The sequence below is a fragment of the Streptomyces sp. NPDC059875 genome, from assembly GCF_042731085.1.
Taxonomy (GTDB): Bacteria; Actinomycetota; Actinomycetes; order Streptomycetales; family Streptomycetaceae; genus Streptomyces.
On the sequence record NZ_JBHWJZ010000052.1, the window covers coordinates 19,688 to 45,104 of the forward strand.

Genomic DNA, 25,417 nt, shown 5'->3' on the forward strand with positions numbered 1-25,417 from the left:
CGGTCACTCACCGTCTTCGGGGAAGGCGCGCTCGACGAACGAGGCGATGTGGTCGTACACGGCGAGACCGGCGCCGGCGGAGTCGCCGGCCACCGCGAGCCGCAGGATCTCCTCGTGTTCGGCCGCCTCGCGCTCCCAGGAGGGCGTCGCGGCCCATGCCACCGTGGACACCAGGGCGGCCTGGTCGCGGACCTCGTCCAGCATCCGGCCGAGCAGCGGATTTCCGCAGGGCAGATAGAGGGCGCGGTGGAAGTCCCGGTTGGCCAGGGAGCGTTGGGCCGGGTCCTCGGCGCTCGCGGCCCGGCTGAGCGCGTCCCGCGCCTCGTCGAGCGGCGAGCCGGCGGCGACGGTGCGGCGCACGGCCTCCGGCTCCAGGAGCAGCCGTACGTCGTAGACCGAGCGGGCCATGTCGGCGTCCACCATCCGCACCGTCGCGCCCTTGTACTGGCTCATCACCACGAGACCGCTGCCGGCGAGCGTTTTCAAGGCCTCGCGCACCGGGGTCTTCGACACCCCGAAACGGGCGGCGAGTTCGGTCTCGACCAGGGCCTGGCCGGGGCTCAGGCCGCCGGTCAGGATGTCGTGTTTGATCGCCTCCAGGACGTACTGGGTGCGGGACGGGATGGGACTGGGGGCGAAGGTCATGACGCACTCTCAGATCTCATGTATCGCGTCTCATATATGACGTACGAAGTGCAACGCCGATGAAGCTAAGGGGGCGTTGATGTTTCGTCAATGCTTCGCGCAGGATTCTTGGAAAGCGCTTGCTACCTTCTCCGGGCAGGGGAGTACGGTGACGGGGAGCACGGCGCAACGGCGACGGGCGCCAGGTCCGTGGACCGGGCGCCCGTCGCGGGTGGGAGGCAGGTGGGTGGCGCGGTCAGCGGACCGCCAGCAGGTGCTCGAGCGCGAGCTGGTCGAGGCGCTCGAAGGCCATGGACCGCTCGGCCGCCGCCGTCACGTCGAAGTCCTCGAAGGCGGTGGTGTCCGCGAGCAGGCCGGCGAGACCGTCGGCGGCGGTGGGGGTGGCCAGTTCGGGGAGACGGGAGGCTTCGAGGGCTTCCCGGACCTCGGGGTCCGCGCGGAAGGCGGCGGCCCGCTCCTTGAGGATGAGGTAGTTGCGCATGCAGTTCTTCGCGGATTCCCACACTCCGTCGAAGCCGTCGGTGCGCACGGGCTTGAAGTCGAAGTGCCGCGGCCCCTCGTATCCGGCCGTCTCGAGCAGGTCCACCAGCCAGAACGCCTGGCGGAGGTCGCCGGCGCCGAAGCGGAAGTCCTGGTCGTACTTGATGCCGGACTGGCCGTTGAGGTCGATGTGGAAGAGCTTGCCGGCCCAGAGCGCCTGGGCGATGCCGTGCGGGAAGTTGAGTCCGGCCATCTGCTCGTGGCCCGTCTCCGGGTTCACGCCCACCAGTTCGGGCCGCTCAAGGCGCTCGATGAACGCCAGGGCGTGCCCGATGGTCGGCAGGAGGATGTCGCCGCGGGGCTCGTTCGGCTTGGGCTCGATGGCGAAGCGCAGGTCGTAGCCCTGCTCGGTGACGTACTGGCCGAGCAGGTCGAAGGCCTCCTTCATCCGGTCGAGGGCCACGCGGACGTCCTTGGCCGCGCCCGACTCGGCGCCCTCCCTGCCACCCCAGGCCACATAGGTCGTGGCGCCGAGCTCCACGGCCAGGTCGATGTTCCGGATCGTCTTGCGCAGCGCGAAGCGGCGCACGTCACGGTCGTTGGCGGTGAAGCCGCCGTCCTTGAAGACGGGGTGAGTGAAGAGGTTCGTCGTGGCCATCGGCACCTTCAGGCCGGTGCGCTCGAGCGCGGCCCGGAAGCGCTTGACGAGCGCCTCGCGCTCGGCGTCCGGCGCGCCGAACGGGATGAGGTCGTCGTCGTGGAAGGTGACGCCGTACGCCCCGAGCCCGGCGAGGCGCTCCACCGACTCGACCGGGTCGAGCGCGGGGCGGGTCGCCTCGCCGAAGGGATCGCGGCCCTGCCAGCCGACGGTCCACAGGCCGAAGGTGAAACGGTCGTCGGGGGTGGGGGAGAAGCCGTGCGACATGGTCGGTCCCTCTTCTGTCGTTCCGCGGGAAAAGTGAAGCCCGGCGAGGCCTGGCCGCGCTATTTGTTTTCTGAGATAACTAATACGCCACGGCGCACCTCCGCGCCAGAGTGGCCACACAGCCCGAGGAAAGGTGAGGCCCATGGCGGCGACGAGGACCGCGGCCCCGGTCGTGATCGGTGTGGACAGCTCCACGCAGTCCACCAAGGCGGCCGTCGTGGACCCGGCCACCGGCGCACTGCTCGCCGTCGGGCGCGCCCACCACACCGTCACGGGGACGGACGGCGCCCGGGAGAGCGACCCCGAGCACTGGTGGTCCGCACTGCGAGACGCCATCGCCGCGGCCCTCGCCGAGGCGGGCGTGCCCCCGACGTCCGTGATCGGCATCGCGGTCGCCGGCCAGCAGCACGGACTCGTCGTCCTCGACCCCGCGGGCCGCCCGCTGCGCCCCGCCCTGCTCTGGAACGACACCCGCTCCGCCCCTCAGGCCGCCGAACTCACCACCGCGCTCGGCGGTCCCGGCCCCTGGCTCGCGCGGACCGGATCCGTGCCCGTCGCCTCCATGACCGCCGCCAAGTGGCAGTGGCTGCGCGCCCACGAGCCCTCCGTCGCGGCCTCTGTGGCGGGGGTGCGGCTGCCCCACGACTTCCTCACCGAACGCCTGGCCGGTGTCGCCGTCACCGACCCCGGGGACGCCTCGGGCACCTGCTGGTACAGCACGGCGAAGTCCGCCTACGACACCGACCTCCTCGACCTCCTCGGCCTCGATCCGGCAGCGCTGCCCACCGTGGCCCCGGGCGGCGCGACCCCCGTCGGCACGCTCACCCCCGCCGCCGGCCGTTTCCTCGGCCTCCCCGGCACGGTCGCCGTCGCCGCCGGCACCGGGGACAACATGGCGGCCGCCGTCGGACTCGGACTCGGCGGCGCGGGACTCCTCGACCACCCGGTCGTCAGCCTCGGCACGTCGGGCACCGTCTTCGCCGCCACCCGGACCCGCCCGGCCGCCCCGGGCCTCGCCGGCTTCGCCGCCGCGGACGGTACGTACCTCCCGCTCGGCTGCACCCTCAACTGCACCCTCGCCGTGGACCGGTTCGCCGAACTCCTCGGGCTCGACCGCGAGGCCGTCGACCCCGGGGACGGTGTGGTCGTCCTTCCGTACCTCGACGGCGAACGCACCCCCGACCTGCCCCACGCCACCGGGCTCCTGACGGGCCTGCGCCACACCACCACCCCGCGCGCGATCCTCGGCGCAGCCTACGAGGGCGCCGCCTTCACCGTCCTGCGCGCCCTCGACGAACTCCTCACCGCCTGCGGACTCGACCCCGCCGATCCCCGGGTACGGGAGCGTCCGCTGCGCCTCATCGGCGGAGGCGCGCAGGGCCGCGCCTGGACGGACACGATCCGCCGCCTCTCCGGCCGCCCCCTCGTCGTCCCGCCCGCGACCGAACTCGTCGCCCTCGGCGCCGCCGCGCTCGCCGCGTCCGCCGCGACCGGCGAGGACCCGGTCGCGCTCGCCACCTCCTGGGGTACGGGCCACGGCGAGACGCTGCCGCCCGTCGCACGGGACGAGGAGACCTGGGAGCGGATCTCCGGTGTCCTGGACCGCGCCGCCCCCAGCCTCCTCACCTGACCCGCATCCCTTCGCACCCCTCCGAGGACCACGATGAAGTTCATCGACGGCTTCTGGCTGATGCGCGAAGGCGTACGCCACGGAGACGCGGTCCGCGCGTCCACGCCCGACACCGACCGCCCCTTCGAGGTCCGGGTGGTGGGGCGGCGGATCGGCATCGGGCAGCGTGGAGGTCACGGTCCGGACGGGTTGACGTTGGCGCGCCCGGCACACCGGCAGGCGGCCTCGGCCCCCCCCCACACGACACGGGCGCCGGTCAGCCGGCAGTTCCAAGGAAGGGCCATCGGCGACGACGGGCTTCGCGACGGCTCGCACGCGCGTCGCGGTGCCGGCCCGCCGTCTTCTGACGGGCCGCCAGCATCCTCAGCATCCCGACGAACCCCTTGCGGTACCTGCCCGGGTTCATCGCCGCGAGTCGACGGTGGGCCTCCACCGCCCGCTCCATCGCTTCGAGGGCCTCCGGACAGCGGCCTGCACGCCACTGCTCCTGGCTGATCGACAGCAGCGTGGAGGCGAGCAGGAACGTATGGCCGGCACGCGAGGACGGATCGTGATCGTGCAGGGACAGACCCCGCTGCACGTCGGCGACCTCCTCCAACAGATTGATGTCCGCGGGTTCGCCACCACGCGGGAGAGCCCTGTACAGGCGGGGCAGGAGATGCTCCCCGTACCTCGCCACGTCCACGCGGGCCATGTACCGGAACACCGAGAGTTCCACGGCGTCCACGACGTCGGAAGCCTCCTGAGGGTCGTACTCCACGTAAGGGAGGTGCGTGCGACGGCCCGGCGGACGCGTACCGACGAAGTGCAGGTCGGCCTCGTCGAGCGCCGTCCGTGCGGCCGCGGGTCGGCCCGCCGCTGCGAGGGCCCTGGCGTGGATCCGGAGGGACTGCTCGAGATCTTCCGCCAACGCGAACGGATTCGCCTTCACCCGCCGACGGTTGATCTCCACCGCGCGGGCACTCGCCTCCAGGGCCCGCTCACGCCAATCGGCCCCGGCCCCCATGGCCGGGCTCTGGGTCAGCAGGAGACGTGCCAGGTTGGTCAGGGCCGTCGACAGTGGTCCTTCGCGGACCGTCGAACCGCTGCCCGTCTCGCGCTCGAGGAGGAGGACCGCGGCGTGCGTCGCGGCGAGCGCGGCCGGCTCCCGCAACGCGGCCAGCAGGGTGACACCCAGGCCGAGGAACTGGAGACCCAGCGTGTGCTCGTACGCGCCGGGACGCTCCTCGACCAGTCGGGTGACCAGTTCCATCGATTCGGTGTGCGCACGCAGCGCTTCGATGTCCCGCCCGCTCTGCCGAAGCACTGCCGCGTAGTTGGTCAGGGCAGTGGCCAGCGGAGCACGGTGGGTGCCCGGGTCGGTCGACGCCAGAAGGCGCCGGACGGCGACCGCTCTGCCGCCCGCCTCGACCGCCTCCGGCAGCCGGTCGAGCTGGTTGAAGCTCGCACAGAGGTTGTCCAGCGCCATCGCCAGACCTGCCGTGTGCGCCGCCGGGTCCCGTGCCGCCACGTCTTTGTACAGCTCGACGGCTCGTACGGTGGCGGCGTGTGCCTCCAGGAGCCGTCCGGAGCCCGTCAGGGCGAAGGCGAGGGTGGTGTGCACCTCGGCGTGCCTGGCCGGGTCGTCGGAGGTGGCCAGCCAGTGGGGGGCGAGCCGTTCGACGAGGACGGTGCGGTGCGGGTCGAATTCGGCGCTCTCATGGGTGGGCAGCTCCGCCTCGACGGCCTCCAGAAGCCCGGGGTCGATGTCGTCGAGGGCCAGCAGTGTGCCGAGCGCCGGGCCTCCGGCCGCGACGGCGAGCCAAGGGGCGCGGCGCAACAGCGGGTACAGGTGGTGGCGGCGCACATGCGGCCAGCGCGCGGCGGACGCGGCCAGGAAGGTCAGCGCGCGTGGTGCCCAGGGGGCCGTCGTCCGGTCCGCGCCGAGCGACAGCAGCGTGCGGAGGGCCGGCGGAGCCCATGGGGCCGAGGGATAGGCGGTTTCGGCGCTGTGCCCAGGGAGGGTGAGGGCGAGGAAGTCCTCGGCGAGCCGGTCGGGCAGCAGGGGTTCGAGCACGGTGGACCGGTCGGGTTCGGGGGGCGGGTAGCAGGTCGTGTGGTCCGTGAGGGTCCGCTCGGCGGGGTGGTTCAGGACCGGAGGGTTCGCGGCCATGCGCGCGGCGACCCCGAGGCCGGCCCGCCGGGCGACCGGCCCCGTGAGGGCAGCGGCGAACACCGTCCGGTTCATCAGCTCGGGCGGCGTGCTCCAGGTCCGCCCGACCGCGGCGGGGCGGCGCCCCGCGTCCTGGGTGTGGAGCCGGGCCCAGTGGGACCTTTCCCGGTTGAGGAGGTACGTGACCAGAAAGGCGGCGTCGGTGGGTGGCCGCTCGCCGCTCACATGGGCGTCGACGGCCACCAGGGCGGCCATGTGGATGCTGAGCGTCAGACCGAAGTCGCCCCCGTCCAGGGACATCGGCGGCCGAACCTCCGTGGCGGACGCCAGGTTGCGGCAGGCGGCGAAGGTGTCCCGGGCGACCCGGAACATCTCGGCGCGCGGCCCGTCCTCCCCGCCCGGTAGCGGCTCGAGGATCTGGGTGGAGGTGGCGGCCCCGACGTCGCTGAGGGTGGCCTGCACGGCCGGCCACATGTCGGAACCACGGGCCACCAGCAGCACGCGCGTCGGCAGCTGCTGCTGGTGGAGGAGCCGGTTGCTCAGGAGCCAGGTCAGATGCGGCAGAGGCCAGTGGTCGGCGTAGTCGACGACGAGGAGGAGCCCGGCCGCGTCGTCGGTCCGCAGATCCACGCTCCCGTCGGCGGCCGACGCCAACACGTTGCCCGGGCCGTGGACGGCCCTGACCACCTTCCAGCCGTCCGCGACGGCTTCCCGGGCGAGGGCCGCCGCGAGACGGCTCTTGCCCTGGCCGCCCGGCCCCTGAAGCCACCGAACCGCCAGGCGGCGCCTCGAGGAGCGCCAGGCGTGCAGATCGGCGAGCTCCTCGGCCCGGCCGGTGAACGGCACGATCTCGTGGCGCGCGCTCAGCATGCGGCTGGGCAGCTCCTGCAGCCACTCCGGATCCGGGTCCGGGGCCGGGCGCCAGTTCTCCAGTACGTAGACGGGCAGCCCGTCCACATAGACGTGGATGTCACCCCCGATCACCGCGTAGGCGAACCCGCCCTTCGCGCTGACGCGTTGGCGTGCGGCGGAGGGGTCCTGACCGCTCATGCCGAGGCGTCGCCGGAGGCCGGGCGATGATGGTGCACGTGGACGCTGCTGCCGGGCCCCTGCGCTCCGAAGGCAGCGCCGCCCGCGTGTGCGGTGATGTGCTGCGACCAGCTCTGCGCGGCGCGGGGCAGGGCGGCCTCCTCGACCAGGGCCCGCAGCTCGTCGGCCGCCTCGGGGTGGTCGCGCAGCAGCGCGGCGATCCGACGGGCCCAGGGACGCACCAGGTCGTCGCGGACGCCGTCGTTGTCCTCCCCCTCTTCGAGGACGAGGTCGGCGTCGCCGTCCAACTGGGCCCGCAGAGCCGCCGCTCGATCCGCGTCCCGGCGCCGGAAGAGTTCCACGACCCGGTCCCGTGTGCCTTCCCAGACGTTGGTGGCCATCGCCGCCACGAGAGTGGTCGCCCCGGTCATGGCCAGGACAGTCATCGGATCCGACATCAGAGTCCCCGTCACTCGCTGAAGTTGCCCGATTCAGACTAGTGACGATCCGGGGTGTTCCCCCCTCGATTCCCCCGATGGAGTGGTGAGGTTCGTGCCTGTCGTCCCGGCAACTCAGGTGCGCCAGAGGCCGGCGCTCTCGTCGCACACAGCGCGGGGCCCGGCACCGGAAGCCATCCGGTGCCGGGCCCCGCCGGGGGACTGGGGCCGGGCCCGCAGCCCGCGGAGTCGGGCCCCGCGCGGCGAAACCGCCCCCCCCGCCGGGTGGGCGGGGGCGGCACGCCCCCCCCAACCGGGGGGGCGCCTGGGGCGGGGCCCCGGTCCCACCCCGGGGGGGGCCCCGCCCCGCCCCCCCTGGGGGGGCCGGCCCCCGCCGGTCGACTTCGGCCGGACCCTCAGCCGGCGAAGTCGACCCGCGCGAGCCGAACCGGCCCACGCAGCCTGATGTGCAGGTCCGTCACGCCCCGCGCGACGATCCCGGCACCGAGGGTGGTGTACGTGTACGAGCCGCCGGTCGCCGGGACGTCGATCCCGGTCCACGCAGTCCGGCCGCCGAGTGACAACTCGACCCGGCCCTCGCCCGCGACCTCGACGGTCACCTCCGTCATGCCGTCCCCGAAGTCGCAGTTCCGGAAGACCAGTTCGCCCTCGGCCGCGATGCGGGCGCCGACAGTTCCTCGTAGGCGAACGAGGTGTAGGACAGGCCGTGGCCGAAGCGGAACAGCGGGGTTCCGTCGAAGTAGAGGTACGTCTGGCGGCTGCCGATGACGTCGTAGTCGAGGATGCCCGGCAGATCGGCGTCGGAGCCGTACCACGTCTGCGGCAGCCGGTCGGCGTGGGAGACGTCCCCGGCGAGCACCCGCGCCAGCGCCGCGCCGGCCGCCTGGCCGCCGTGTGCCGTCCAGAGGAGGGCGGGCAGCGCGGCGACGGTCTCGGGAACCGCGGGTGACCATCCACACCTCCGGTTGTGTGAAGCGCTTCAATGACGGTGCGTGCGGATGGATCAGCTGCTCTGAACGGGAAGACCGTATCTCGGGCCCTGAGGTGTGTCCAGTACATGACGAGAAGAAGTCGAAGCGCTTCGATGTGATGGCGTGCGAAGGGCTCCTCGGCTCAGGACGACGTGGGAGGTGCGGGCGGGACCACCGCGACCGGGCAGTGGGCGTGGTGCAGGACGGCATGGGCGACCGAGCCCATGAGCAGGGATTCGACCCGGTGCCGGCGGTGGCGGCCCACGACCACCAGGCCCGCGCTCCGCGACCCCTCGACGAGTCGGCCTGCCGCGTCCGAGGGGACGACGGCGGGGACGACCTCGACGTCCGGATACTGCTCGGCGAAGGGCTGGAGCCGCTCCTCCTGGCGCCGCGTGGTCTCCTGGACGAGCTCGGGCATCTCGTCCACGGGGACCGGCGGCGGGACCTGGAGCGCGGGCGCCGGCGGGCCGACCAGGATGACCGGCGAGGGCGGGAGCCGGTAGGCCGTCACCGCCTCGAGGGCCACGCCCCGCTGCCGGGCGGCGTGGAAGGCGAAGTCGAGGACGTCGTCGGCGGTCTCCTCCGGGTGGAGACCGAGCAGGACCCGGCCCGCCTTCGCCCCGCCCTCCAGCGAGGCGTCCCGCGCCTCGTGCGGCACGACGACCACCGGGCAGGGTGCGGACGAAGCCAGGGCCCGGCTGGTGGAGCCGAGCAGCAGACTCGCGAAGCCGCCGCGCCCACGGGAACCGATCGCCAGAAGCCGTGCGGTCCGGGCCTCGGCGAGCAGGGCATCCGGCACGGAGCCGTCGAGCGACGCGTACCGTACGGGCACGCTCGCGCCCTGCTCCTCCATCCACGCGCGGACGCCGTCGAGCACGGTGTCGGGGATCTCGGAGGTCTCGCCGAGCGAGGCGATGCGCGCGGCTCCCAGCTGGAGCGCCTCGGAGCGCACGTGCGCCACCACGAGCGGGGCGTCGAGCCCGCGGGCGGTGCTCAGACCCCATTCCAGGGCGCGGTGACTGTGCTCGGACCCGTCCACACCGACAACTACCGACTTTGCACTCATATCGGAATTATTACCCCCGTATGTGATGCCACGCCGGAAGGCCGCGAGGGCCACGAGGCCGGTGCGCCGAGTCCGTAGCGCGGGCCAGGGACGACCGCCAGTAGAGTCGGTCCGGGGACTGCGCGATCTGGGGGAATCATGACTGCAGCGGACGCACCGCCCATCGTCTTCGTGCACGGGACGCGGTTCAGCGCGGGACAGTGGAGCCCGCAGCTCGCCGCACTCCAGGACGACTTCCGTGTGGCGGCCATCGACCTACCGGGCCACGGCGCCCGCTCCGCCGAACCGTGGAGTCTGAGCGCGGCGACGGAGATCATCGCTTCTGCGGTGCGCACGCTCGACCACGGGCCGGCTCTGGTCGTCGGGCACTCGCTCGGCGGATACGCCTCGTTGGAGTTCGCACGGCGCTGCCCGGAACAGCTGAGAGGGCTGGTCCTCGCGGGAGCCAGCGCCTCGACGCGTGGGCCGTGGGCCACGCCGTATCGGTGGATCGCCGGGCTCGTCCCTCGCCTACCGGCGGACCGGCTGGCTCGGTGGAACGACACGCTGCTGCGCCGGCTCTATCCTCCCGAGGTGGTGGAAGCCACCATCCGCTCCGGCTACGCCTTCCATACGCTGCCGGCCGCCTGGGGCGAGGTGCTGGGCCGTTTCGACGCGGATGCGATGCGCCATGTGGCGGCTCCCGTGCTCGTCCTGAACGGCGAAAAGGACATCGTCTTCCGGTCCGGCGAGAGGGACTTCGTCCGCGCGCATCCGCGCGCCCGCGTCGAACTGATCCCGCGTGCGAGGCATCTCGCGAACTTCGACGATCCGGATGCCTTCACCGATGCCGTCCGCCGCTTCGCCCTGCAGCTACCTGACGCGGCCCCCAGACCCTGAAGGCCGTCTGCCTCTCCCCGCACGCACCCCCTCCCAGCGGTGCGGCCATACTGGGACGCGGCGGGACCCGAGAGGCGGAACAGTGAGTCAACAGAACGCGCGGTACGACGTCTTGGTGATCGGCGGCAGTGGCGTGGACACCGTCATCCGGGTGGACGCACTGCCCGTCCCGCTCGCCGACTCGGTCCAGGTCGGTCCCATTGAGGAGTGGGCCGGGCACACCGGGGGAAACGTGGCCCTCGGCACCCGGGCTCTCGGCCTCAGGGTCGCGCTGCTCGACTGCATCGGCGACGACGGGACCGGGGCACTCGTCCGGGAACGCATGGCCGAGGGAGACGTCGAGTTCGCCCCGGTGATCTCGCCCGCCGGCACGCGCCGCGCCGTCAACCTCGTGGACGCGACGGGGCGCCGGATGTCGTTCTACGACGCCAGGGACCCGGCCGACCTGCGGATGCCCAGGGAGTTCTACCTGCCCCGGCTGCGGCGCACGCGCCACGCGCACCTGTCCATCATGAACTTCACGCGCTTCCTGTACGACGACATCGAGGCCCTGGGCGTACCCGTCTCCACCGATGTGCACGACTGGGACGGACTCGCCGATCACCACCGGGAGTTCGCCCTCCGCTCCGACCTCGTCTTCCTCAGCGAGGAAGGGGCCGGCGAGGGCACCCCGGAGCTGATGCGGGAGATCCTGCGCGAGGGCCGCGCGGAGACCGTCGTCGCCACGGCGGGCGCGAACGGCTCGTACGTCCTCACCCGGGACGGCGGCGCCACCCCGCGGCACGTCCCGGCGGTCGCCCCGCCCGCGCCGGTCGTCGACTCGAACGGGGCCGGCGACGCGTACGTCAGCGGGTTCCTCTACGGCAGGCTCGCCGGCCGGGACGTCCTGGACTGCGCCAGCCTCGGTGCGGTGGCCGGAGCCCACGCCTGTACGGCCCCGGGCTCCACCGCCCTCATCACCCCGGAGGCCCTCCTGACCGCATCCGGCCGCTGACCCCCCACCCGGTGGACGGGACGCGTGCACGCGTGCACCGTGCGCCCGTCCACCGGGACCCCGGTCGCTCGACCCCGGTCTCCCGCGCCCGCCTCGATGCCGCCTCCGCCGCCGTACGCCGAAAACCCGCGCCGAGTGGCGCACCGGGCGGAGAGCCGATGCGATAGGGATCATGAACGAGCGCACCGCCCGCTGGTGGGACAAGCTGTCGCCCGCCGCGGGCTCCGCGGTGATGGCCACCGGCATCATCTCGGTCGGCTTCCATCTGACCGGCCGCGAGACGCTGTCCCGCACGCTGCTCTGCCTCGCGGGCGCGCTGTGGCTGCTGCTCGCCCTCGACTTCGCGACCGGACTGCTGCGCAACCGTCGCCGCTGGGTCGCCGAGGCCGACACCCCGCCCGCGCTGACCGCCGTCGCGGCCACCACCGTGCTCGGGGTCCGCGTGGCCGTCCTCGACTGGACCGCACTGGCCGCCGCGCTCCTCGCGCTGGCCGCTGTGCTGTGGGCGGTACTGCTCACGCCGGTTCTGAAACATCTGCGGGGCAGCATGCCGGGCGGTGTCTTCCTCATCTGCGTCGCCACCCAGGGGCTCGTGGTCCTCGGCTCCGCCCTCGCGCCCTCGGCGGGCGACTGGCTCGCCCGGACGGCGCTGGTCTTCTTCGTCCTCGGACTGCTGCTCTACGCGGCCGCCCTGCTCTGTTTCGACTTCGGCCAGGTCACCGGGGGCGCCGGCGACCAGTGGGTGGCCGGCGGGGCCATGGCCATCTCCGCTCTGGCCGGCTCCAAGCTCCTCGCGTCCGGTGTGTGGGAGGGCTGGGCCCATGGCGCCCTGCGGAGCATCACCCTGCTCCTGCTGGCCGTCGACCTCTGCTGGTACCTCGTCCTGTTCGCTGCCGAGTTGCTGCGGCCCCGCCTGGACTACGACGTACGGCGCTGGGCCACCGTCTTCCCGATGGGCATGACGGCGGTCGCCTGCCTGTCCACGTCGGCGGCCGCGGACATCGCCTGGCTCGACGGCCTCGGGCAGGTCCTGTTGTGGATCGCGGCGGCCGCATGGCTCGTCACCCTGGTGGCGATGGTCCACGCGATTCCCCGGCATGCGGTCGCCTCGCGCGGAGCCTAGGTCCGCCGGCGCCGAGCCCCGAGCCGTTCGTCTCCACGGGGAACGACTTTCGATGACTGCGGCGGGGGCGCGCGGAACGTGATCATCGTCGGGAAGTCAACGACGAACGTGGAGTGCACCGTGGGTCTCGAGCAGTCGCAGCACCGCTTCCACATCCGCCAGAAGCTCACGCCCATGGCCAATCGGTACGTGGTGCACACGGCCGGACCGGACGGCGCCGAGGGGGAGATCGTCGCGTTCGCCCACCAGAAGCGCATGGCCCTGAAGGAACAGATCACCTTCTACACGGATGAGTCCCAGCGACAGGTCCTCTTCACCTTCCAGGCCCGGCAGATCGTGGACCTCGGCGCGACCTACGACATACGCGCCGCCTCGGGCAGCCCCGTCGGCACGCTCCGCAAGAACTTCGCCGCCTCCCTGCTGCGCAGCACCTGGCACATGAGCCAGGAGGGCGCTGCCGGCGAGACCACGGGTGTGGAGCGGAACCGAACGGTGGCGCTGGTGCGCAGGGTCTGGGGTCTCGTCCCGTTCGTCGACGTGCTGCCGTTCGCCTGGCCGTACCACTTCGACTTCGCCACCGACGGCCGGCCGGTCATGTCGGTGAACAAGCAGTTCGGTCTGCGGGACCGCTACGTCCTGGAGATCGACGACGTGCGGCTCGACCGCCGCCTGGCGATAGCCCAGGCCGTAGCACTGGACGCCCTGCAGTCGCGATGACCCCCGGCACCCGGCCGCGCGGGGGGCGGCCGGGTACCGGAACCGGCAGCTCAGCCCGTGTAGGCCGGCAGCGCCGCGAACTCGGGCGCCACACCGACGCTTTCGGCGAGCGCCGCGAGCACACCCCTGACCCGGGTCAGGGGATGGTCGGGGAACTGGTCGTCGTACCGAGCGTGGTCGGCGGCGTGGAACGGAAGTCCGCCCTGGACCTCCGGGGCATAGGGATGGGCCCGGTAGAAGGCGTCCGGTCCGACCTGCGCCATCACCATCGCCTCGCGCATGCCGGTCATCCCGCGTTCGGGCGCCTGGATCTTCACCACGGTGCTGCACTCCGCGCGCGGGACGGTGAAACTGCCGATGAACACCTGCCCGTTGGGCTGTCCCGGCAGCGGCAGCTTCAGTATCTGCCGTAGCGCGGGCAGGTCTCCCAGCGACTTCACCGACGCCTCTATCAGCCCGCCTCCGGCGTCCGCGGTGAGGCGGGTCAGCGCGGCTCGCAACGACGGGCCGTCGTCCAGTGAAGCGGGCAGGTCCGGGCGCAGCGAGAAGAAGTGCAGTGACAGCACATCACCCGCGTCACTGACCCAGACATCGGGCTCGACGAGTCGGAAGCCCGGCAGTTCGATGCCTACAAGAGCTCTCATGACCGGTGATCATGGCGCATCTCCTCGCCCATGGCGAAACGCCGGCGGCCGGCCCACGCTCGAGGAGCGCGGGCCGGCCCACCGGAGCGACGGCTAACGCGGCGACGACTCCCGCAGCGACGCCTGGTGGAGCGTGTCCGGGCCGATCGGCAGGGTGGGCAGCGCCTGCGCACGCTGCGGCGCGACACCACGGGCCGCCGACGCGGGAGTCCCGGCGAGCGCCCCGTCGACATGGGCGTACAGCGCCTCGGTGACGGGATCCGGCAGCGGGCGGCCCTGCTCGTCGAAGCGCTGGTACTTCATCAGGTTGTAGCCGATGGCGACCTGGCGACTGCCGTCCTCCGTGGACAGGGCCCACGTACCGGCACCGAAGACGGCGCCGTCATGGCCCCAGTACCAACCGCCGCTCGGCATCTTCAGGGTGTAGATTCCGAGGCCGTAGCGCATCAGCGGTTCCTCGCCCGGCTGGGTCTCGTAGGCGGGGACGGTGGTCTTCATCTCGCGCAGCTGCGCCGCACCGAGCAACCGGCCGTTGAGCAGCTTGCGGTAGAAGTCGTTGAGGTCACTCGTCGTCGAGACGAGGGCGCCGGCGGTGCTCGCCCACGACATGTCGGTGACGCTGTAGTCGCGCGGCGGGTCGATCAGGCCGTAGAACGATTCGTACATCCTGGCGTGCGGTCCCTTGATGGACGGCGAACTCGGGAAGTACGTGTGGCGGAGGCCGGCCTTGCGGATGACGTTCCGGGTGATGTACGTCTCGGCCTTCTGGCCGGTCACGCGCTCCAGGATCAAGCCGGCCAGGATGTAGTTGGTGTTCGAGTACGAGTGCGTCCCGCGCTCCGCGACGGGCGGGGCCGCGAGGCCGAGGCGGGCCAGTTCCTCCGGGGCTATGCGGCGGAGGCGGTGCTCGTCGAGCACCTTGCCCGGGTTCTCCAGGAGGCCGGGGAAGGCGGGCAGGAAGTAGTCGGGGATGCCGCTGGTGTGATTCAGCAGCATCCGGACGGTCACCTGCCGGCCGCGTTCGCCGGGCACGAGGTCGGGAAGATAGCGGCCGACGGGAGCGTCGAGGTCGATGCGTCCGGCGCCGACCTGCTGGAGGACGGCGATGGCCGTGAAGGTCTTGGTGATGCTGCCGACCCGGTGCTCGAAGTCCGGCCGCGTGGGCCGGCGGGTGTCGACGTCGGCGACGCCCGTGGCTCCCCGCCACTGCGCGGAGCCGTCACGGGCCGCCGAATAGGCGCCGTACATCCCCGCCTTGTGGAAGGCGTCGAGTGAGCCGCGCAGCGCCGCCCGGTCGAGACCGCGGCCGGTCGCAGGCGCGTCGACGGAGGACGAGACCCCGGGGGAGCCGGGCCCGGCGACGACGGCCTGTGCCGGTAACGCCGAGGCGGAGAGCGCGATCAGGGTGGCCGCGGCGACGGCCGAAAGGTGGGCCCTGCGGGATGAAGACATGGGTGGATCCTGCTTCCCTCGTTGAGTGCGGTGGATCCATCCTTGTCGCGGTCTCCCGGCCCGCCCTCCACCCTCGGGATGATCTTGTGCACAGGAACCTGTGACATTTGTCAGGAGTCCCGTCCGCGGTCCGGCGGTGGCACACTGTCCGCTGATCGTCCTGAGGAGCCCACGTGCCCATAATCCGCAACCTCCGACGCACCGTCCGCCGCGCCTACCGCCGGACCGTCGACCTCAGCCACCCGGCGCGCTCGCCGCTGGGGAGCGCGGTCGTCAACTGTGTGCTGTACGAGGACGGGGCGCGGCAACGGGGGGCCTGCCCCGCGGAGGAGGCGGTGCGGAGGGTGCGCAAGTCCGGCGACGGGTTCGTCTGGATCGGGCTGCACGAGCCGTCCGTGGAGGAGTTCGCCGGACTCGCCGAGCTGTTCGGGCTCCACCCCCTGGCCGTCGAGGACGCCGTCCACGCCCATCAGCGGCCGAAGCTGGAACGGTACGACGAGACGCTCTTCGCCGTCTTCAAGACGGTCCGCTACGTCGAGCACGAGGAGCTCACCGCCACCAGCGAGGTCGTCGACACGGGCGAGCTCATGGTCTTCACGGGAGCCGACTTCGTCATCACCGTCCGGCACGGCAGGCACGGCTCGCTCGGCCCGCTGCGGGAAGCCCTGGAGGCGGACCCCGAACAGCTGGCCAAGGGGCCGGCCGCCGTCCTGCACGCCATCGCCGACCATGTGGTGGACGACTACCTCGCCGTCGCCGACGCCGTGCAGAACGACATCGACGCCGTCGAAACGGCCGTCTTCAGCGAGCAGGCGTCCCGCGGCGACGCCGGGCGCGTCTACCAGCTCAAGCGGGAGCTCCTCGAACTCAAGCGGGCGGTGGCCCCACTCGACCGCCCGCTGCAGGCCCTCGCCGCGCAGCCGCTGTCGCTCGTCGGCCCGGACATCCAGCCGTACTTCCGGGACGTCGCCGACCACCTGTCCCGGATCACCGAACAGATCACGTCCTTCGACGCACTGCTCGACTCGATCCTCCAGGCCCATCTGGCGCAGGTGACCGTCGCCCAGAACGAGGACATGCGCAAGATCACGGCATGGGCGGCGATCATCGCCGTCCCCACGATGGTCTGCGGGGTGTACGGGATGAACTTCGACAACATGCCCGAGCTCCGCTGGACCTACGGCTACCCGCTCGTCGTCGGCGCGATGGCCACCGCCTGCTTCCTCCTCCACCGCAGCTTCCGCCGCAACGGCTGGCTCTGACCCACCGGCGCCGGTCCCGCCGAAACCGCCATGGCTCGGCGGCGTGGTGATCGACGCCGGTCTCGGCCACCGCGCGACCCTGTGGACGAGCGCGCTGCTCACGACCCTCGCGCGCCGCGGCGACGGGAGCCCGCCTCAGCCCTGAGCGCGCAGAGCCGAGGTGTGCGCCCGGACCTGCTCAGGTGTGAGGTAGACGTCGGTGTACTCGAAGTCGGCGAGGGTTCCGGACCGGGACGCCAGGAACCCCGTACGCACGAAGTCGTCGCCCGCCGCGGCGTTGAGCAGCCAGTTCGTCATCACCCGCGTCTTGGCCACATTGGTCCGCAGCGCCGCCCAGTGGTACGCGCGGGCCACCGCCTGCGCGGGCGTCCCGTGCAGTTCGACGCCGAGCGGCTTCGAGACGGCGTCCCGCCCGCCGAGGTCCACCACCAGGCCGAGATCCCGGTGGAAGTAGGGGTAGGTCTGATCGCCCCGCAGCGCCGCCACGATGTTGTCGGCGACCTGCTTGCCCTGCCGGTGTGCGTGCTGGGCGGTCGGCGGGCAGATCGCCCCCTCCTCGTTCTTGGCCAGGTCCGGCACTGCCGCGGCGTCACCCAGGGCGTGCACCCCGTCCACGCCGGGGACGACCATGTCCGGTCCGACCACGAGGCGGCCCCGCAGAGTCTCCGCGCCCAGGGTGCCGATCAGCGGGCTGGCGGCCACGCCGGCCGTCCAGATCAGGGTGCGGCTCGGCAGCACCCGGCCATCGGTGAGCGTCACGGCGTCGGCGTCCACCGAGGAGACCGACACACCCAGCGAGACCTCGATCCCGCGGCGGCGCAGGATGTCCAGCGCCGCGCCGCCGAGTTTGTCGCCGAGTTCGGGCATGAGCTTGGGGGCGAGGTCCACCAGATGCCACTTGATCAGCTTCGGATCGAGGCGCGGATAGCGCTTGACCGCGTTGTGTGTGAGCCGCTGCAGACAGGCGGCGGTCTCCGTCCCCGCGTAACCGCCGCCCACCACCACGAACTGCAGCCGCGCCGCCCGCTCGGCCTCGTCGTGGCCGGCGTCCGCGAGATCGAGTTGGGCGATCACGTGGTCGCGGATGTAGACCGCCTCGGCGAGCGTCTTCATCCCTCGCGCGTGCTCGCGCAGCCCCGGGATGTCGAAGGTGCGCGTCACACTGCCGGGTGCCAGCACGAGATGGTCGTACGGCTCGTTCACGAGCTCGCCCGTGATCGTCCGGACGACGCAGACCTTCGCCGCGGTGTCCACACCAATGGCGCCGCCCGGAATGATCCGGGTCCGGTGCCGCTTGCTGCGCCGCAGCGACAGCGCGACCGACTGGGGGGTCAGCACCCCGGCCGCCACCTGGGGGAGGAGCGGCAGGTACAGCTGGTACGAGAACGGCGTGAGCAGCGAGATCTGCGCCTCGCCGCCCGTCAGCCGTCGCTCGAGCCGCCGCACGCAGGCGACCCCGGCGAAGCCGGCGCCCACCACGAGGATCTTCGGTCGAGTCACGTGCCCGCCTCCCTGGTCGTCGGTCCTTGGGTGCTGACTAACCTCTCCGGCCGGTCGGGAACCCGGCCTGTAGGCCGATGGGGTGACGCCGGTACCGAGCCCGGAAGGAAGAGTGCACAGTGTGATAAAAGGGAAAAACAGGGTGGGATCCGAGAACGGAGCCGACGGCCGTGGGGAGACCTGAGGGCACAGACACCACCGGGCAGGCGCCGGCGTTCGGCGTCGCGGACTCCGTCGTCCTCCTCCTCGACGAGGCCGGAGTGGTGGTCGGACACCCCTACGCGGACGAGCGGCTCCTCGGTCACTCCCCGGAGGAGATGCGCGGCAGCCGCGTAGAGTCCCTCCTCGCGCCACGCGAGGCCGCACTCCTGCCCGCGATCGCGGAGAGCTGCGCGACGGACGGCGGATGGTCGGGTGTCCTCCTGGCGCGACACCGGGACGGCCGGGACATCGCCGTCGACGTCACCGTGGTTTCTCTGCCCGGCGACGCGGCCCCGGCACGCTGGCTGGCCGTCGCCGCCGGCGCGGCGCCCTCCCCGCGGTGGACCATGGGCCCCGCCCTGCTGGAGCGGATGGTCACCCAGGCACCCGTCGGGCTCGCGCTGGTCGACACGGAGCTGCGCTGCGTGTGGTCGAACACGGCGCTTGAGCACTTCGGCGGAGGCCGCGCCGACCAGCGCCGCGGCAGGCGGCTCGCTGAGATCCAGCCCGGCCTGGACGCGGAGCGGGTCGAGTCGAAGATGCGCCAGGTCCTCGACACCGGCGAACCCGTCACGGGGTACGAACACGTGGGCCGCACCCGGGCGGAGCCCGGCCGGGACCACGCCCACGCCATGTCGTTCATCCGGCTCGACGACGACAACGGCCGCGCCCTCGGGGTCTGCTACGCGGTCGTCGACATCACCGACCGCTACCGCGCGCGCCTCCGGCTCGCCCTGATGGCGCGGGCGAGTGAACGCATCGGCCGCAGCCTCGACGTCATGGGGACCGCCCAGGACCTCGCCGATGTGGCGGTGCCCGGCCTCGCGGACTTCGTCGCGGTCGACCTGCTGGACTCCGTGATCCGGGGCGCGGAGCCGTCCCCCGGGCCGACCGCAGGCGCCACCGCCGTACGGCTGGTGCGCGCGGGTGCACAGATGGCGCGGGCGGGCGCACCCGAGACGGTGGTGGAGCCGGGGGAGGCGGCCGGCTACCTGCCGTCGTCGCCCCAGATCGACTGTCTGGCCCGCGGCCGGTCCTGGCGCGCCGCCCGGCTGGACGCCGCCGCCAGGGAGTCGGCCCTCCCCGTCCGGGGCCCGGCAGGCAGCGACGAAGCGGACCGCGTCACGAGCACGGCATCCGGGCAGGGCGAGGCCACGGCATCCGGGGAGGGCGCCGCGGGGTCCGTATCGCCCGCGCCAACCGGGCCCGTACCGCCCACGCCGGCCGACTCCACCCCGCCCGCACCCGCCCAGCCCGTACCGCCCACGACCGCCGACCCCATCCCGCGGCCGCCCGCCGAGCCCGTCGCGCACACGGCCATGGTCGTGCCGATCCTCGCCCGAGGGGTCACCCTCGGCGTGGCCACGTTCTTCCGGTCGCGGCGGGACGAGGCCTTCGACGAGGACGACCTGCGGCTCGCGGAGGAGCTCGTCGCCCGCGCCGCCGTCTGCCTGGACAACGCCCGCCGCTACGCCCGCGAGCGCGCCGCAGCGCTCGTCCTCCAGCGCAGCCTCCTCCCGCACGGCGTCCCACGGCAGGAGGCCGTCGACGCGGCCTCCTTCTACCGTCCGGCCGACGAACTCTCCGGCCTCGGAGGCGACTGGTTCGACGTCATCCCCCTCTCCGGAGCGCGGGTCGCCCTCGTCGTCGGCGAGGTGCTCGGCCACGGCATTGAGGCCGCCGCCACCATGGGCCAGCTCCGCACCGCCGTGCGGACCCTCGCCGACCTCGACCTGTCGCCCGAGGAACTCCTCGCCCACCTCGACGACCTCGTCGTCCGGGTGACCCGTGAGGGGCAGGAGGCCGGTTTCGGCGGCGTGGCCAACCCCGGGGCCGTCGGCACCAGTTGCTTGTACGCGGTCTACGACCCGGTGAGCCTGCGCTGCGACCTCGCGAGCGCGGGCCACCTCGCACCCGCCGTCGTCGCCCCCGACGGAACGGTCGGCTTCCCGGAGCTGCCGCCCGGCCCTGCCCTGGGTATCGGGGGGCTGCCGTTCGAGTCGGTCGAGCTGCCCCTGGAGGAGGGCAGCGTGCTGGCCCTCTACACCGACGGCCTCATCGCCGCGCCCGGCGCCGGCAAGGAGGGACTGTCCCGCGCCCTCCGGTCCCGGGACCTTCCCCTCGACGAGCTGTGCCGGAGCGTCGTCCACGAACTCGCGCCCAACAGGCCGTACACCGACGACGCGGCGCTGCTGCTGGTCAGGACCCGCAGCCTGGCGGCCGGGCAGGTCGCCGTGTGGGACCTGCCCGCCGACCCGGCCGTCGTGGCCCGCGCTCGGGTGATGGCCGCACGCCAACTCGCCGCCTGGGGACTGCAGGAGCTGGCCTTCACCACCGAACTCGTCGTCAGTGAGCTGGTCACCAACGCCATCCGGCACGCCTCGGGGCCCATCAGGCTGCGTCTCATCCTCGAACGCACCCTGATCTGCGAGGTCTTCGACGCCAGCAGTACCTCCCCCCATCTGCGGCACGCGCGGACGACCGACGAGGGCGGCCGCGGCCTCTTCCTGATCTCCCAGTTCACCCGGCGCTGGGGCACCCGCTACACGGCCGAGGGCAAGGTGATCTGGGCCGAACAGCCCCTGGACCGGGATGCCCCCGCCCCGGAATGATCTTTATTCGATTGCCCGGCCGACGGCCCCGTGCGAGGGTGTCCTGCCCGCCCGGAGACACCGGCGGGGACGAGAAGGAGAGTTCCACCTGTGCATGCGCGTGCTGCCGACGACATCGTGGTGACGAAGCAGGGTTCGGTACGGGGCACGGTGGTCGACGGGCTGCGCGTCGCGCTGGGAATCCCGTACGCCGCACCGCCCTTCGGCGCCGGCCGCTTCCGGGCGCCCATGCCGGTCGCAGACTGGGAGGGCGTACGGGACTGCACCCGCTTCGGGCCGGTGCCCCCGCAGTCGGCGGAGCTGCCCGGCGCCCCGGTCTGGCGCGCGGACCAGGAGGACGTCCTCTCCCTCAACATCTGGTCTCCCGTGGACGTTTCGCGCCCCCGCCCGGTGCTGTTCTGGATCCACGGCGGCGCCTACACCTTCGGGTCCTCGGCCCAGCCCGACTACGACGGGGCGGCCCTCGCGCGGGCCGGACTCACCGTGGTCACGTGCAACTACCGGCTCGGTTTCGAAGGGTTCGGACACGTCCCCGGCTTCCCCGACAACCGGGGACTGCTCGATCAGATCGCCGCGCTGGAGTGGGTGCGCGACAACATCTCCGCCTTCGGCGGCGACCCGGACAACGTCACGGTCGCCGGTCAGTCCGCCGGCGGCGGCTCGATCGCCTGCCTGATGACCAGTCCCCGGGCCGAGGGGCTCTTCCGCCGCGCCGTCGCACACAGCGTCCCCGACGCCACCTTCCCGCCGCAGTTCGCCGCGGCGATCGCCCGTGAGGTGGCGGACGCCGCCGGTTTCGCCCCCACCGCGCAGGGCCTGGTCTCCGCGTCCCCGCAGGCTCTCGTCGAGGCCTCGGACCGGGTGGTGGCGCGCTACGCGGACGACCCCTCCGCGGGGTTCCTGCACTACGACACCGTCCTCTACGGCCCCGTCCTCGATGGCGAGACGGTGACGAGGGACCCGCTCGACGCCCTCGCCGACGGCGCCGGTCGGCAGATCGACCTCCTGGTGTGCCACACCACCGAGGAGTACCGGCTCATGCACACGGTCGGCTCCATGCCCTCGGTCACCACCGAGGACGGCCTCGCCCGGTTCGCCGCCGCATACGGGCTGCCCAGGGACCTCCTCGCCCAGTACCGCGCCCTCATGCCGGAGGCGCCCGTACTCGACGTCTTCCTCGCGCTCGCGGGCGACACCGTGTTCGCCGCACACACCGTCCGCCTCGCCGAGGCCCACGCCCGCGCGGGCGGCCGCACCTATCTGTCGCGCTTCGACCGCCGGCGCACCCGCCCCGACGGCAGCCCCGTGCGCGCCTGGCACGCCGCCGACGTGCCCTTCGGCCTCGGCACCCTGGACGCCACCGGTGTCGACTTCCTCACCGGCGGCCCCGCCGACGCGGACGACCGGGCCCTGTCGCAGCGGATGATCCGGGCCTGGGCCGCCTTCGCGGGCACCGGAGAACCGGGCTGGTCCCCGCTCACGAACGCCTCCGAGGCCCCCTCCGTCCATGTGTGGGCCGTCCCCGAGGACCGCACCGAGGGCGCCGTCACCACGCACGCCCTTTTCCGCGACGTGCGGATGGACCCGCCTGCGTTCCGGGGATAATGGCGGCGGCCGTGGTGACGTCGGTTCACCCGCACCGAATGGAAGCGAAAGAGGAGACCCCGATGGACGTCCAGCACTTCGAGCGCATCACCGCGTTCATCGAGGCACGCCTCCGCCCGCTGTTCGACCCCGAGACCGGCAGCGACCACGGCTTCGGCATGGACGACACCTCCCGCGCCCTGCGCGCCCTCCTCGGCACCGTGAAGGCCGCGGCGGCCGTCAAGGGCCTCGCCGAGCAGCGGGCGGCGGCCGACCCGGCGATGCGCAACATCATCGACCAGGCCCTCGAGCACAACTGGGACGTCCTGCGGGGTGTCGCCCGCAACTGGGAGGACCACCCCGACTTCGCCCGCGAGTTCAAGCGCCACGCCTGGGAGCTCGACGAGACCCCCGCCACCGCCTGACAGAAGCATCGCCTGACACAGGCGCCTCCTGACGGATCGCCACCTCCGTACGGAGCGGGGGCCGCACTGACGGTCTTCCGCCAACCGGACGCGGCGATCCGCCGGCTCTGCCCCGGTCGGGTGAGTGCGCCGCACTTCCGACAGGGACGGACGCGGACCGGGTACGTATCGCCGCGTTTACGCCCCCCAGCGTCGGAGGATGCCGTCCCATGCCTGTCAGGAAGGTCCGCCCCGGCCCGCGTGTGCTGACCGCCGCCCTCTGCGCGACACTCGCCGTCGTCGGCTACATGACGGTGTCACCCGAGGACTCCGCGCCACCCGCGGTGCCCCGCGCCGCCGCCAAGAACGCGGGCCCCGGGGCCGCGGCCCGGCCCGCCGTACCCGCCGTGCCCGCCGCCCCTCCCGGTGTCGGCCCCGTCACCCGTACGAGAATGCCGGACGACACGAGCCAGGCATTCGTGGTCACGGGGGAGACCCGCGACACCAACGTGGCCACAGCGGTGCTCTACGAGCGGGACAAGGCTGGGAAGTGGCGGCGCGCCGCCGGGCCGTGGAACGCGCACAACGCGCTGCGCGGCTGGACGGAGGAGCACTGGGCCGGCGATCTCCGCACGCCGATCGGGGTGTTCGGGCTCGGCGACGCGGGCGGAAGGCTGCCCGACCCCGGGGCGAAGCTGCCCTACGACCACGACGAGGAGTTCGTCTCTCCGGGCACCGGCTTCCTCGGCGAACCCCTGGAAGGGTCGTTCGACTACGTGGTCGCCATCGACTACAACCGGATCCCCGGCATGACCCCCCTGGACAAGGAACGGCCGCTCGGCCAGGAGCGCGGCGGCGGCGTCTGGATCCACGTCGACCACGGCGGCCCCACCCAGGCGTGCATCTCCCTGACGGCCGACGGGATGCGGCAGCTGCTGCGCGCACTGGACCCGGCCAAGAAGCCCGTGATCGTCATGGGCCCGGCCGCCGAGATCGCGCGGTGATCGGCCGCGGCGTCCCACAGGCGCGCGAACCGCTGACAGGCGGCGCGAACCCCTGACGGCCGGGGCGGTCCGCTGTCAGTGCGTGATCGGCGTGCTGTCAGCGGGCTCGGGCATCGTCGTGTTCATCGAGAACGACGACATCCGATCAGGAGATGCCCACGATGAGTGCCCACACCACCGAGCAGTCCCAGGCCCGGCAGGCCGAGTTCATCGAGCAGACCGCCACGAAGTTCGGTGTCCCCGGCGCAGCCCTCGCCGTGTGGGCGGACGGTCGCGAGGTCTACGCGTTCAACGGCGTGACCAGCCTCGACAACCCGCTGCCCGTCGACAAGGACACGCTGTTCCAGCTGGGCTCCGCGACCAAGACCTTCACGGCGACCGCGCTGATGCGCCTGGTCGCCGACGGCCGGGTCGAGCTGGACGCTCCGGTGCGCCGGTACGTGCCCGAGCTCGTGCTGTCCGACGAGAAGGCGGCGGCCGAGATCACCGTCCTCAACCTGCTCAACCACACCTCGGGCCTGGACTGGAACCTCATCGTCGACACCGGTGACGGCGACGACGCCCTGGCCGCCTTCGTGGAGAAGATGGCCGACCTGGAGTTCATCGGCGAGCCAGGAGCGCGCGCCTCGTACAGCCAGGCCGGGTTCAACCTGCTCGGGCGCGTCCTGGAGAACGTCACGGGTCTGACGTACGAGCGGGCCATCGCCTCGCTCCTGCTCGAGCCGCTGGGACTGTCGAACAGCTTCTTCGGGACTGCCGACGTGATGACACGGCGGTTCGCCGTGGGACACAACCCGGACGAGGAGGGCAACCTGGCCGTCGCGAAGGAGTGGCCGCTCACCCGTGGCAACAACCCCGGAGGGGGTCTCGCGGCCTCGGCGGCGGACGTCCTCGGTTGGGCGCGGTTCCAGCTCGGTGACGGTCGCACGGAGAACGGCGAGGAGCTCCTGCCCGCCGAGCTGCTGCACCGGATGCGGAAGCAGACGGTCGAGCTGCGCGGCAGCAATCTCGGCGACGGCTTCGGCATCTGCTGGTTCCTGCGCGAGGTGGACGGCGCGCGGACGATCGAGCACGGTGGTTCGACCAACGGGCAGTTCGTCGAGCTGCTGATCGTGCCCGAGCGGAACTTCGCCGTCGTCGCCATGTCCAACTCGGGCACGGACGGCATTCCCTTCAACCGGTCCGCCGTCCGCTGGGCCCTGGAGCACTACCTCGGCGTCGTGGACAAGGACCCGGAGCCGCTGCCGTACGACGAGGCGCGCGCCCAGGAGGTCGTCGGGGACTACGAGAACGACGCCATGACGCTCACCGTCGGCAGCGACGGGGCGGGGCTGACCATCGCGGCCGTGATCAAGCCGGAGCTCCGTGAGGCGGCCGACTTCGAGATGCCCGCGGACTACGAGCCGGCCGCCATGGGCCTGCTGCCCGCCGACGACGAGTTCGTGGTCACCGCCGGTGGACTGCAGGGACAGCGAGGCTTCTTCTCCCGCGACACGAGCGGTGCCGTCGCCGGCATCGACCTCGGCGGCCGCCTCTTCAACCGGGTCTCCACCGCCTCCGCGTGACGGCACGACCGAGCGGCCGGCCTCGCCCGCGGGGGGGGGGGGGGGCGGGCCGCCGGGGGGACCCAACACCCGGGGGGGGGGGGGTGATAAAAAAAAGAGGAGGCGAACGCCCCAGGG

At 72.6% G+C, this 25,417-nt stretch carries 19 protein-coding genes and 1 pseudogene; 11 read left to right on the plus strand and 9 right to left on the minus strand.

All coding sequences use genetic code 11. The features are described from left to right. Positions 1-3 precede the first annotated feature (3 nt). Entirely contained in the window at positions 4-645 is a 642-nt protein-coding gene (locus ACFV9D_RS36255; RefSeq protein ID WP_385156377.1) for a GntR family transcriptional regulator, read from the minus strand. Between the two features lie 235 nt (positions 646-880). Then, a complete protein-coding gene (gene xylA, locus ACFV9D_RS36260; RefSeq protein WP_385156381.1) occupies positions 881-2,050 on the minus strand; it encodes a xylose isomerase in 1,170 nt (389 codons plus the stop codon). Between the two features lie 142 nt (positions 2,051-2,192). Between xylA and xylB the strand changes: the two genes are divergently transcribed. Next, on the plus strand, positions 2,193-3,680 hold the full coding sequence (xylB, locus tag ACFV9D_RS36265; RefSeq protein ID WP_385156384.1) for a xylulokinase: 1,488 nt from the start codon (positions 2,193-2,195) through the stop codon (positions 3,678-3,680). A 256-nt stretch (positions 3,681-3,936) separates the two neighbouring features. Here xylB and ACFV9D_RS36270 read toward each other — a convergent pair whose 3' ends face one another. The 4 genes and pseudogenes from ACFV9D_RS36270 to ACFV9D_RS36285 form a co-directional block, all read right to left on the minus strand. After that, a complete protein-coding gene (locus ACFV9D_RS36270) occupies positions 3,937-6,882 on the minus strand; it encodes a hypothetical protein (protein WP_385156387.1) in 2,946 nt (981 codons plus the stop codon). Next, the gene (locus ACFV9D_RS36275; protein ID WP_385156390.1) at positions 6,879-7,319 is read right to left on the minus strand and encodes a hypothetical protein; all 441 of its coding nucleotides are present in this window, start codon (positions 7,317-7,319) and stop codon (positions 6,879-6,881) included. The genes ACFV9D_RS36270 and ACFV9D_RS36275 overlap by 4 nt, the downstream gene beginning before the upstream one ends. A gap of 395 nt (positions 7,320-7,714) precedes the next feature. Continuing rightward, positions 7,715-8,247, minus strand: a pseudogene (locus ACFV9D_RS36280) (glycoside hydrolase family 3 C-terminal domain-containing protein); the annotation flags it as partial. Between the two features lie 185 nt (positions 8,248-8,432). Then, positions 8,433-9,359 (minus strand): universal stress protein, encoded by a 927-nt coding sequence (locus ACFV9D_RS36285; protein ID WP_385156393.1) that lies wholly within the window; start codon positions 9,357-9,359, stop codon positions 8,433-8,435. Positions 9,360-9,497: 138 nt separating this feature from the next. Between ACFV9D_RS36285 and ACFV9D_RS36290 the strand changes: the two genes are divergently transcribed. From ACFV9D_RS36290 to ACFV9D_RS36305, 4 genes are all read left to right on the plus strand, one after another. Then, on the plus strand, positions 9,498-10,238 hold the full coding sequence (locus ACFV9D_RS36290) for an alpha/beta fold hydrolase (RefSeq protein WP_385156396.1): 741 nt from the start codon (positions 9,498-9,500) through the stop codon (positions 10,236-10,238). Positions 10,239-10,320: 82 nt separating this feature from the next. After that, positions 10,321-11,232 carry a carbohydrate kinase family protein gene (locus ACFV9D_RS36295; protein WP_385156399.1) on the plus strand — a complete coding sequence of 304 codons (912 nt, stop codon included), beginning with the start codon at positions 10,321-10,323 and terminating at the stop codon, positions 11,230-11,232. A 172-nt stretch (positions 11,233-11,404) separates the two neighbouring features. Next, positions 11,405-12,355 carry a tellurite resistance/C4-dicarboxylate transporter family protein gene (locus ACFV9D_RS36300; protein WP_385156402.1) on the plus strand — a complete coding sequence of 317 codons (951 nt, stop codon included), beginning with the start codon at positions 11,405-11,407 and terminating at the stop codon, positions 12,353-12,355. Positions 12,356-12,475: 120 nt separating this feature from the next. Then, complete coding sequence (locus ACFV9D_RS36305) at positions 12,476-13,072, plus strand: hypothetical protein (RefSeq protein WP_385156405.1); 597 nt, start codon at positions 12,476-12,478, stop codon at positions 13,070-13,072. A gap of 50 nt (positions 13,073-13,122) precedes the next feature. Here ACFV9D_RS36305 and ACFV9D_RS36310 read toward each other — a convergent pair whose 3' ends face one another. Both ACFV9D_RS36310 and ACFV9D_RS36315 read right to left on the minus strand, forming a co-directional pair. Further along, a complete protein-coding gene (locus ACFV9D_RS36310; protein WP_385156408.1) occupies positions 13,123-13,716 on the minus strand; it encodes a hypothetical protein in 594 nt (197 codons plus the stop codon). 93 nt (positions 13,717-13,809) lie between these two features. After that, entirely contained in the window at positions 13,810-15,168 is a 1,359-nt protein-coding gene (locus tag ACFV9D_RS36315; protein WP_385156411.1) for a serine hydrolase domain-containing protein, read from the minus strand. A gap of 179 nt (positions 15,169-15,347) precedes the next feature. Between ACFV9D_RS36315 and ACFV9D_RS36320 the strand changes: the two genes are divergently transcribed. After that, complete coding sequence (locus ACFV9D_RS36320) at positions 15,348-16,430, plus strand: magnesium and cobalt transport protein CorA (protein ID WP_385156432.1); 1,083 nt, start codon at positions 15,348-15,350, stop codon at positions 16,428-16,430. Positions 16,431-16,565: 135 nt separating this feature from the next. On the opposite strand, the gene ACFV9D_RS36325 is transcribed toward ACFV9D_RS36320, so the two are convergent. After that, on the minus strand, positions 16,566-17,930 hold the full coding sequence (locus ACFV9D_RS36325) for an NAD(P)/FAD-dependent oxidoreductase (protein ID WP_385156414.1): 1,365 nt from the start codon (positions 17,928-17,930) through the stop codon (positions 16,566-16,568). A 170-nt stretch (positions 17,931-18,100) separates the two neighbouring features. On the opposite strand from ACFV9D_RS36325, the gene ACFV9D_RS36330 reads away from it, so the two are divergent. The 5 genes from ACFV9D_RS36330 to ACFV9D_RS36350 all read left to right on the plus strand — a co-directional run bounded on the left by ACFV9D_RS36330 (position 18,101) and on the right by ACFV9D_RS36350 (position 25,300). Next, the gene (locus ACFV9D_RS36330) at positions 18,101-20,743 is read left to right on the plus strand and encodes a SpoIIE family protein phosphatase (protein WP_385156417.1); all 2,643 of its coding nucleotides are present in this window, start codon (positions 18,101-18,103) and stop codon (positions 20,741-20,743) included. A gap of 90 nt (positions 20,744-20,833) precedes the next feature. Continuing rightward, the gene (locus tag ACFV9D_RS36335; RefSeq protein ID WP_385156420.1) at positions 20,834-22,348 is read left to right on the plus strand and encodes a carboxylesterase/lipase family protein; all 1,515 of its coding nucleotides are present in this window, start codon (positions 20,834-20,836) and stop codon (positions 22,346-22,348) included. A 62-nt stretch (positions 22,349-22,410) separates the two neighbouring features. Beyond that, positions 22,411-22,752, plus strand: a complete 342-nt coding sequence (locus ACFV9D_RS36340) for a hypothetical protein (protein ID WP_385156423.1) — start codon at positions 22,411-22,413, stop codon at positions 22,750-22,752. Between the two features lie 209 nt (positions 22,753-22,961). Further along, a complete protein-coding gene (locus ACFV9D_RS36345; protein ID WP_385156426.1) occupies positions 22,962-23,735 on the plus strand; it encodes a hypothetical protein in 774 nt (257 codons plus the stop codon). Positions 23,736-23,896: 161 nt separating this feature from the next. Then, positions 23,897-25,300, plus strand: a complete 1,404-nt coding sequence (locus ACFV9D_RS36350; protein ID WP_385156429.1) for a serine hydrolase domain-containing protein — start codon at positions 23,897-23,899, stop codon at positions 25,298-25,300. Positions 25,301-25,417: the final 117 nt, after the last annotated feature.

What these genes read in the sequence shown, in the direction of transcription:
- ACFV9D_RS36315 (WP_385156411.1), bottom strand. Translation starts at nt 15,168, where the DNA reads ATGTCTTCATCCCGCAGGGCCCACCTTTCGGCCGTCGCCGCGGCCACC.
- xylB (WP_385156384.1), top strand. Translation starts at nt 2,193, where the DNA reads ATGGCGGCGACGAGGACCGCGGCCCCGGTCGTGATCGGTGTGGACAGC.
- ACFV9D_RS36350 (WP_385156429.1), top strand. Translation starts at nt 23,897, where the DNA reads ATGAGTGCCCACACCACCGAGCAGTCCCAGGCCCGGCAGGCCGAGTTC.
- ACFV9D_RS36310 (WP_385156408.1), bottom strand. Translation starts at nt 13,716, where the DNA reads ATGAGAGCTCTTGTAGGCATCGAACTGCCGGGCTTCCGACTCGTCGAG.
- ACFV9D_RS36285 (WP_385156393.1), bottom strand. Translation starts at nt 9,359, where the DNA reads ATGAGTGCAAAGTCGGTAGTTGTCGGTGTGGACGGGTCCGAGCACAGT.
- ACFV9D_RS36270 (WP_385156387.1), bottom strand. Translation starts at nt 6,882, where the DNA reads ATGAGCGGTCAGGACCCCTCCGCCGCACGCCAACGCGTCAGCGCGAAG.
- ACFV9D_RS36275 (WP_385156390.1), bottom strand. Translation starts at nt 7,319, where the DNA reads ATGTCGGATCCGATGACTGTCCTGGCCATGACCGGGGCGACCACTCTC.
- ACFV9D_RS36345 (WP_385156426.1), top strand. Translation starts at nt 22,962, where the DNA reads ATGCCTGTCAGGAAGGTCCGCCCCGGCCCGCGTGTGCTGACCGCCGCC.
- ACFV9D_RS36255 (WP_385156377.1), bottom strand. Translation starts at nt 645, where the DNA reads ATGACCTTCGCCCCCAGTCCCATCCCGTCCCGCACCCAGTACGTCCTG.
- xylA (WP_385156381.1), bottom strand. Translation starts at nt 2,050, where the DNA reads ATGTCGCACGGCTTCTCCCCCACCCCCGACGACCGTTTCACCTTCGGC.
- ACFV9D_RS36340 (WP_385156423.1), top strand. Translation starts at nt 22,411, where the DNA reads ATGGACGTCCAGCACTTCGAGCGCATCACCGCGTTCATCGAGGCACGC.
- ACFV9D_RS36290 (WP_385156396.1), top strand. Translation starts at nt 9,498, where the DNA reads ATGACTGCAGCGGACGCACCGCCCATCGTCTTCGTGCACGGGACGCGG.
- ACFV9D_RS36300 (WP_385156402.1), top strand. Translation starts at nt 11,405, where the DNA reads ATGAACGAGCGCACCGCCCGCTGGTGGGACAAGCTGTCGCCCGCCGCG.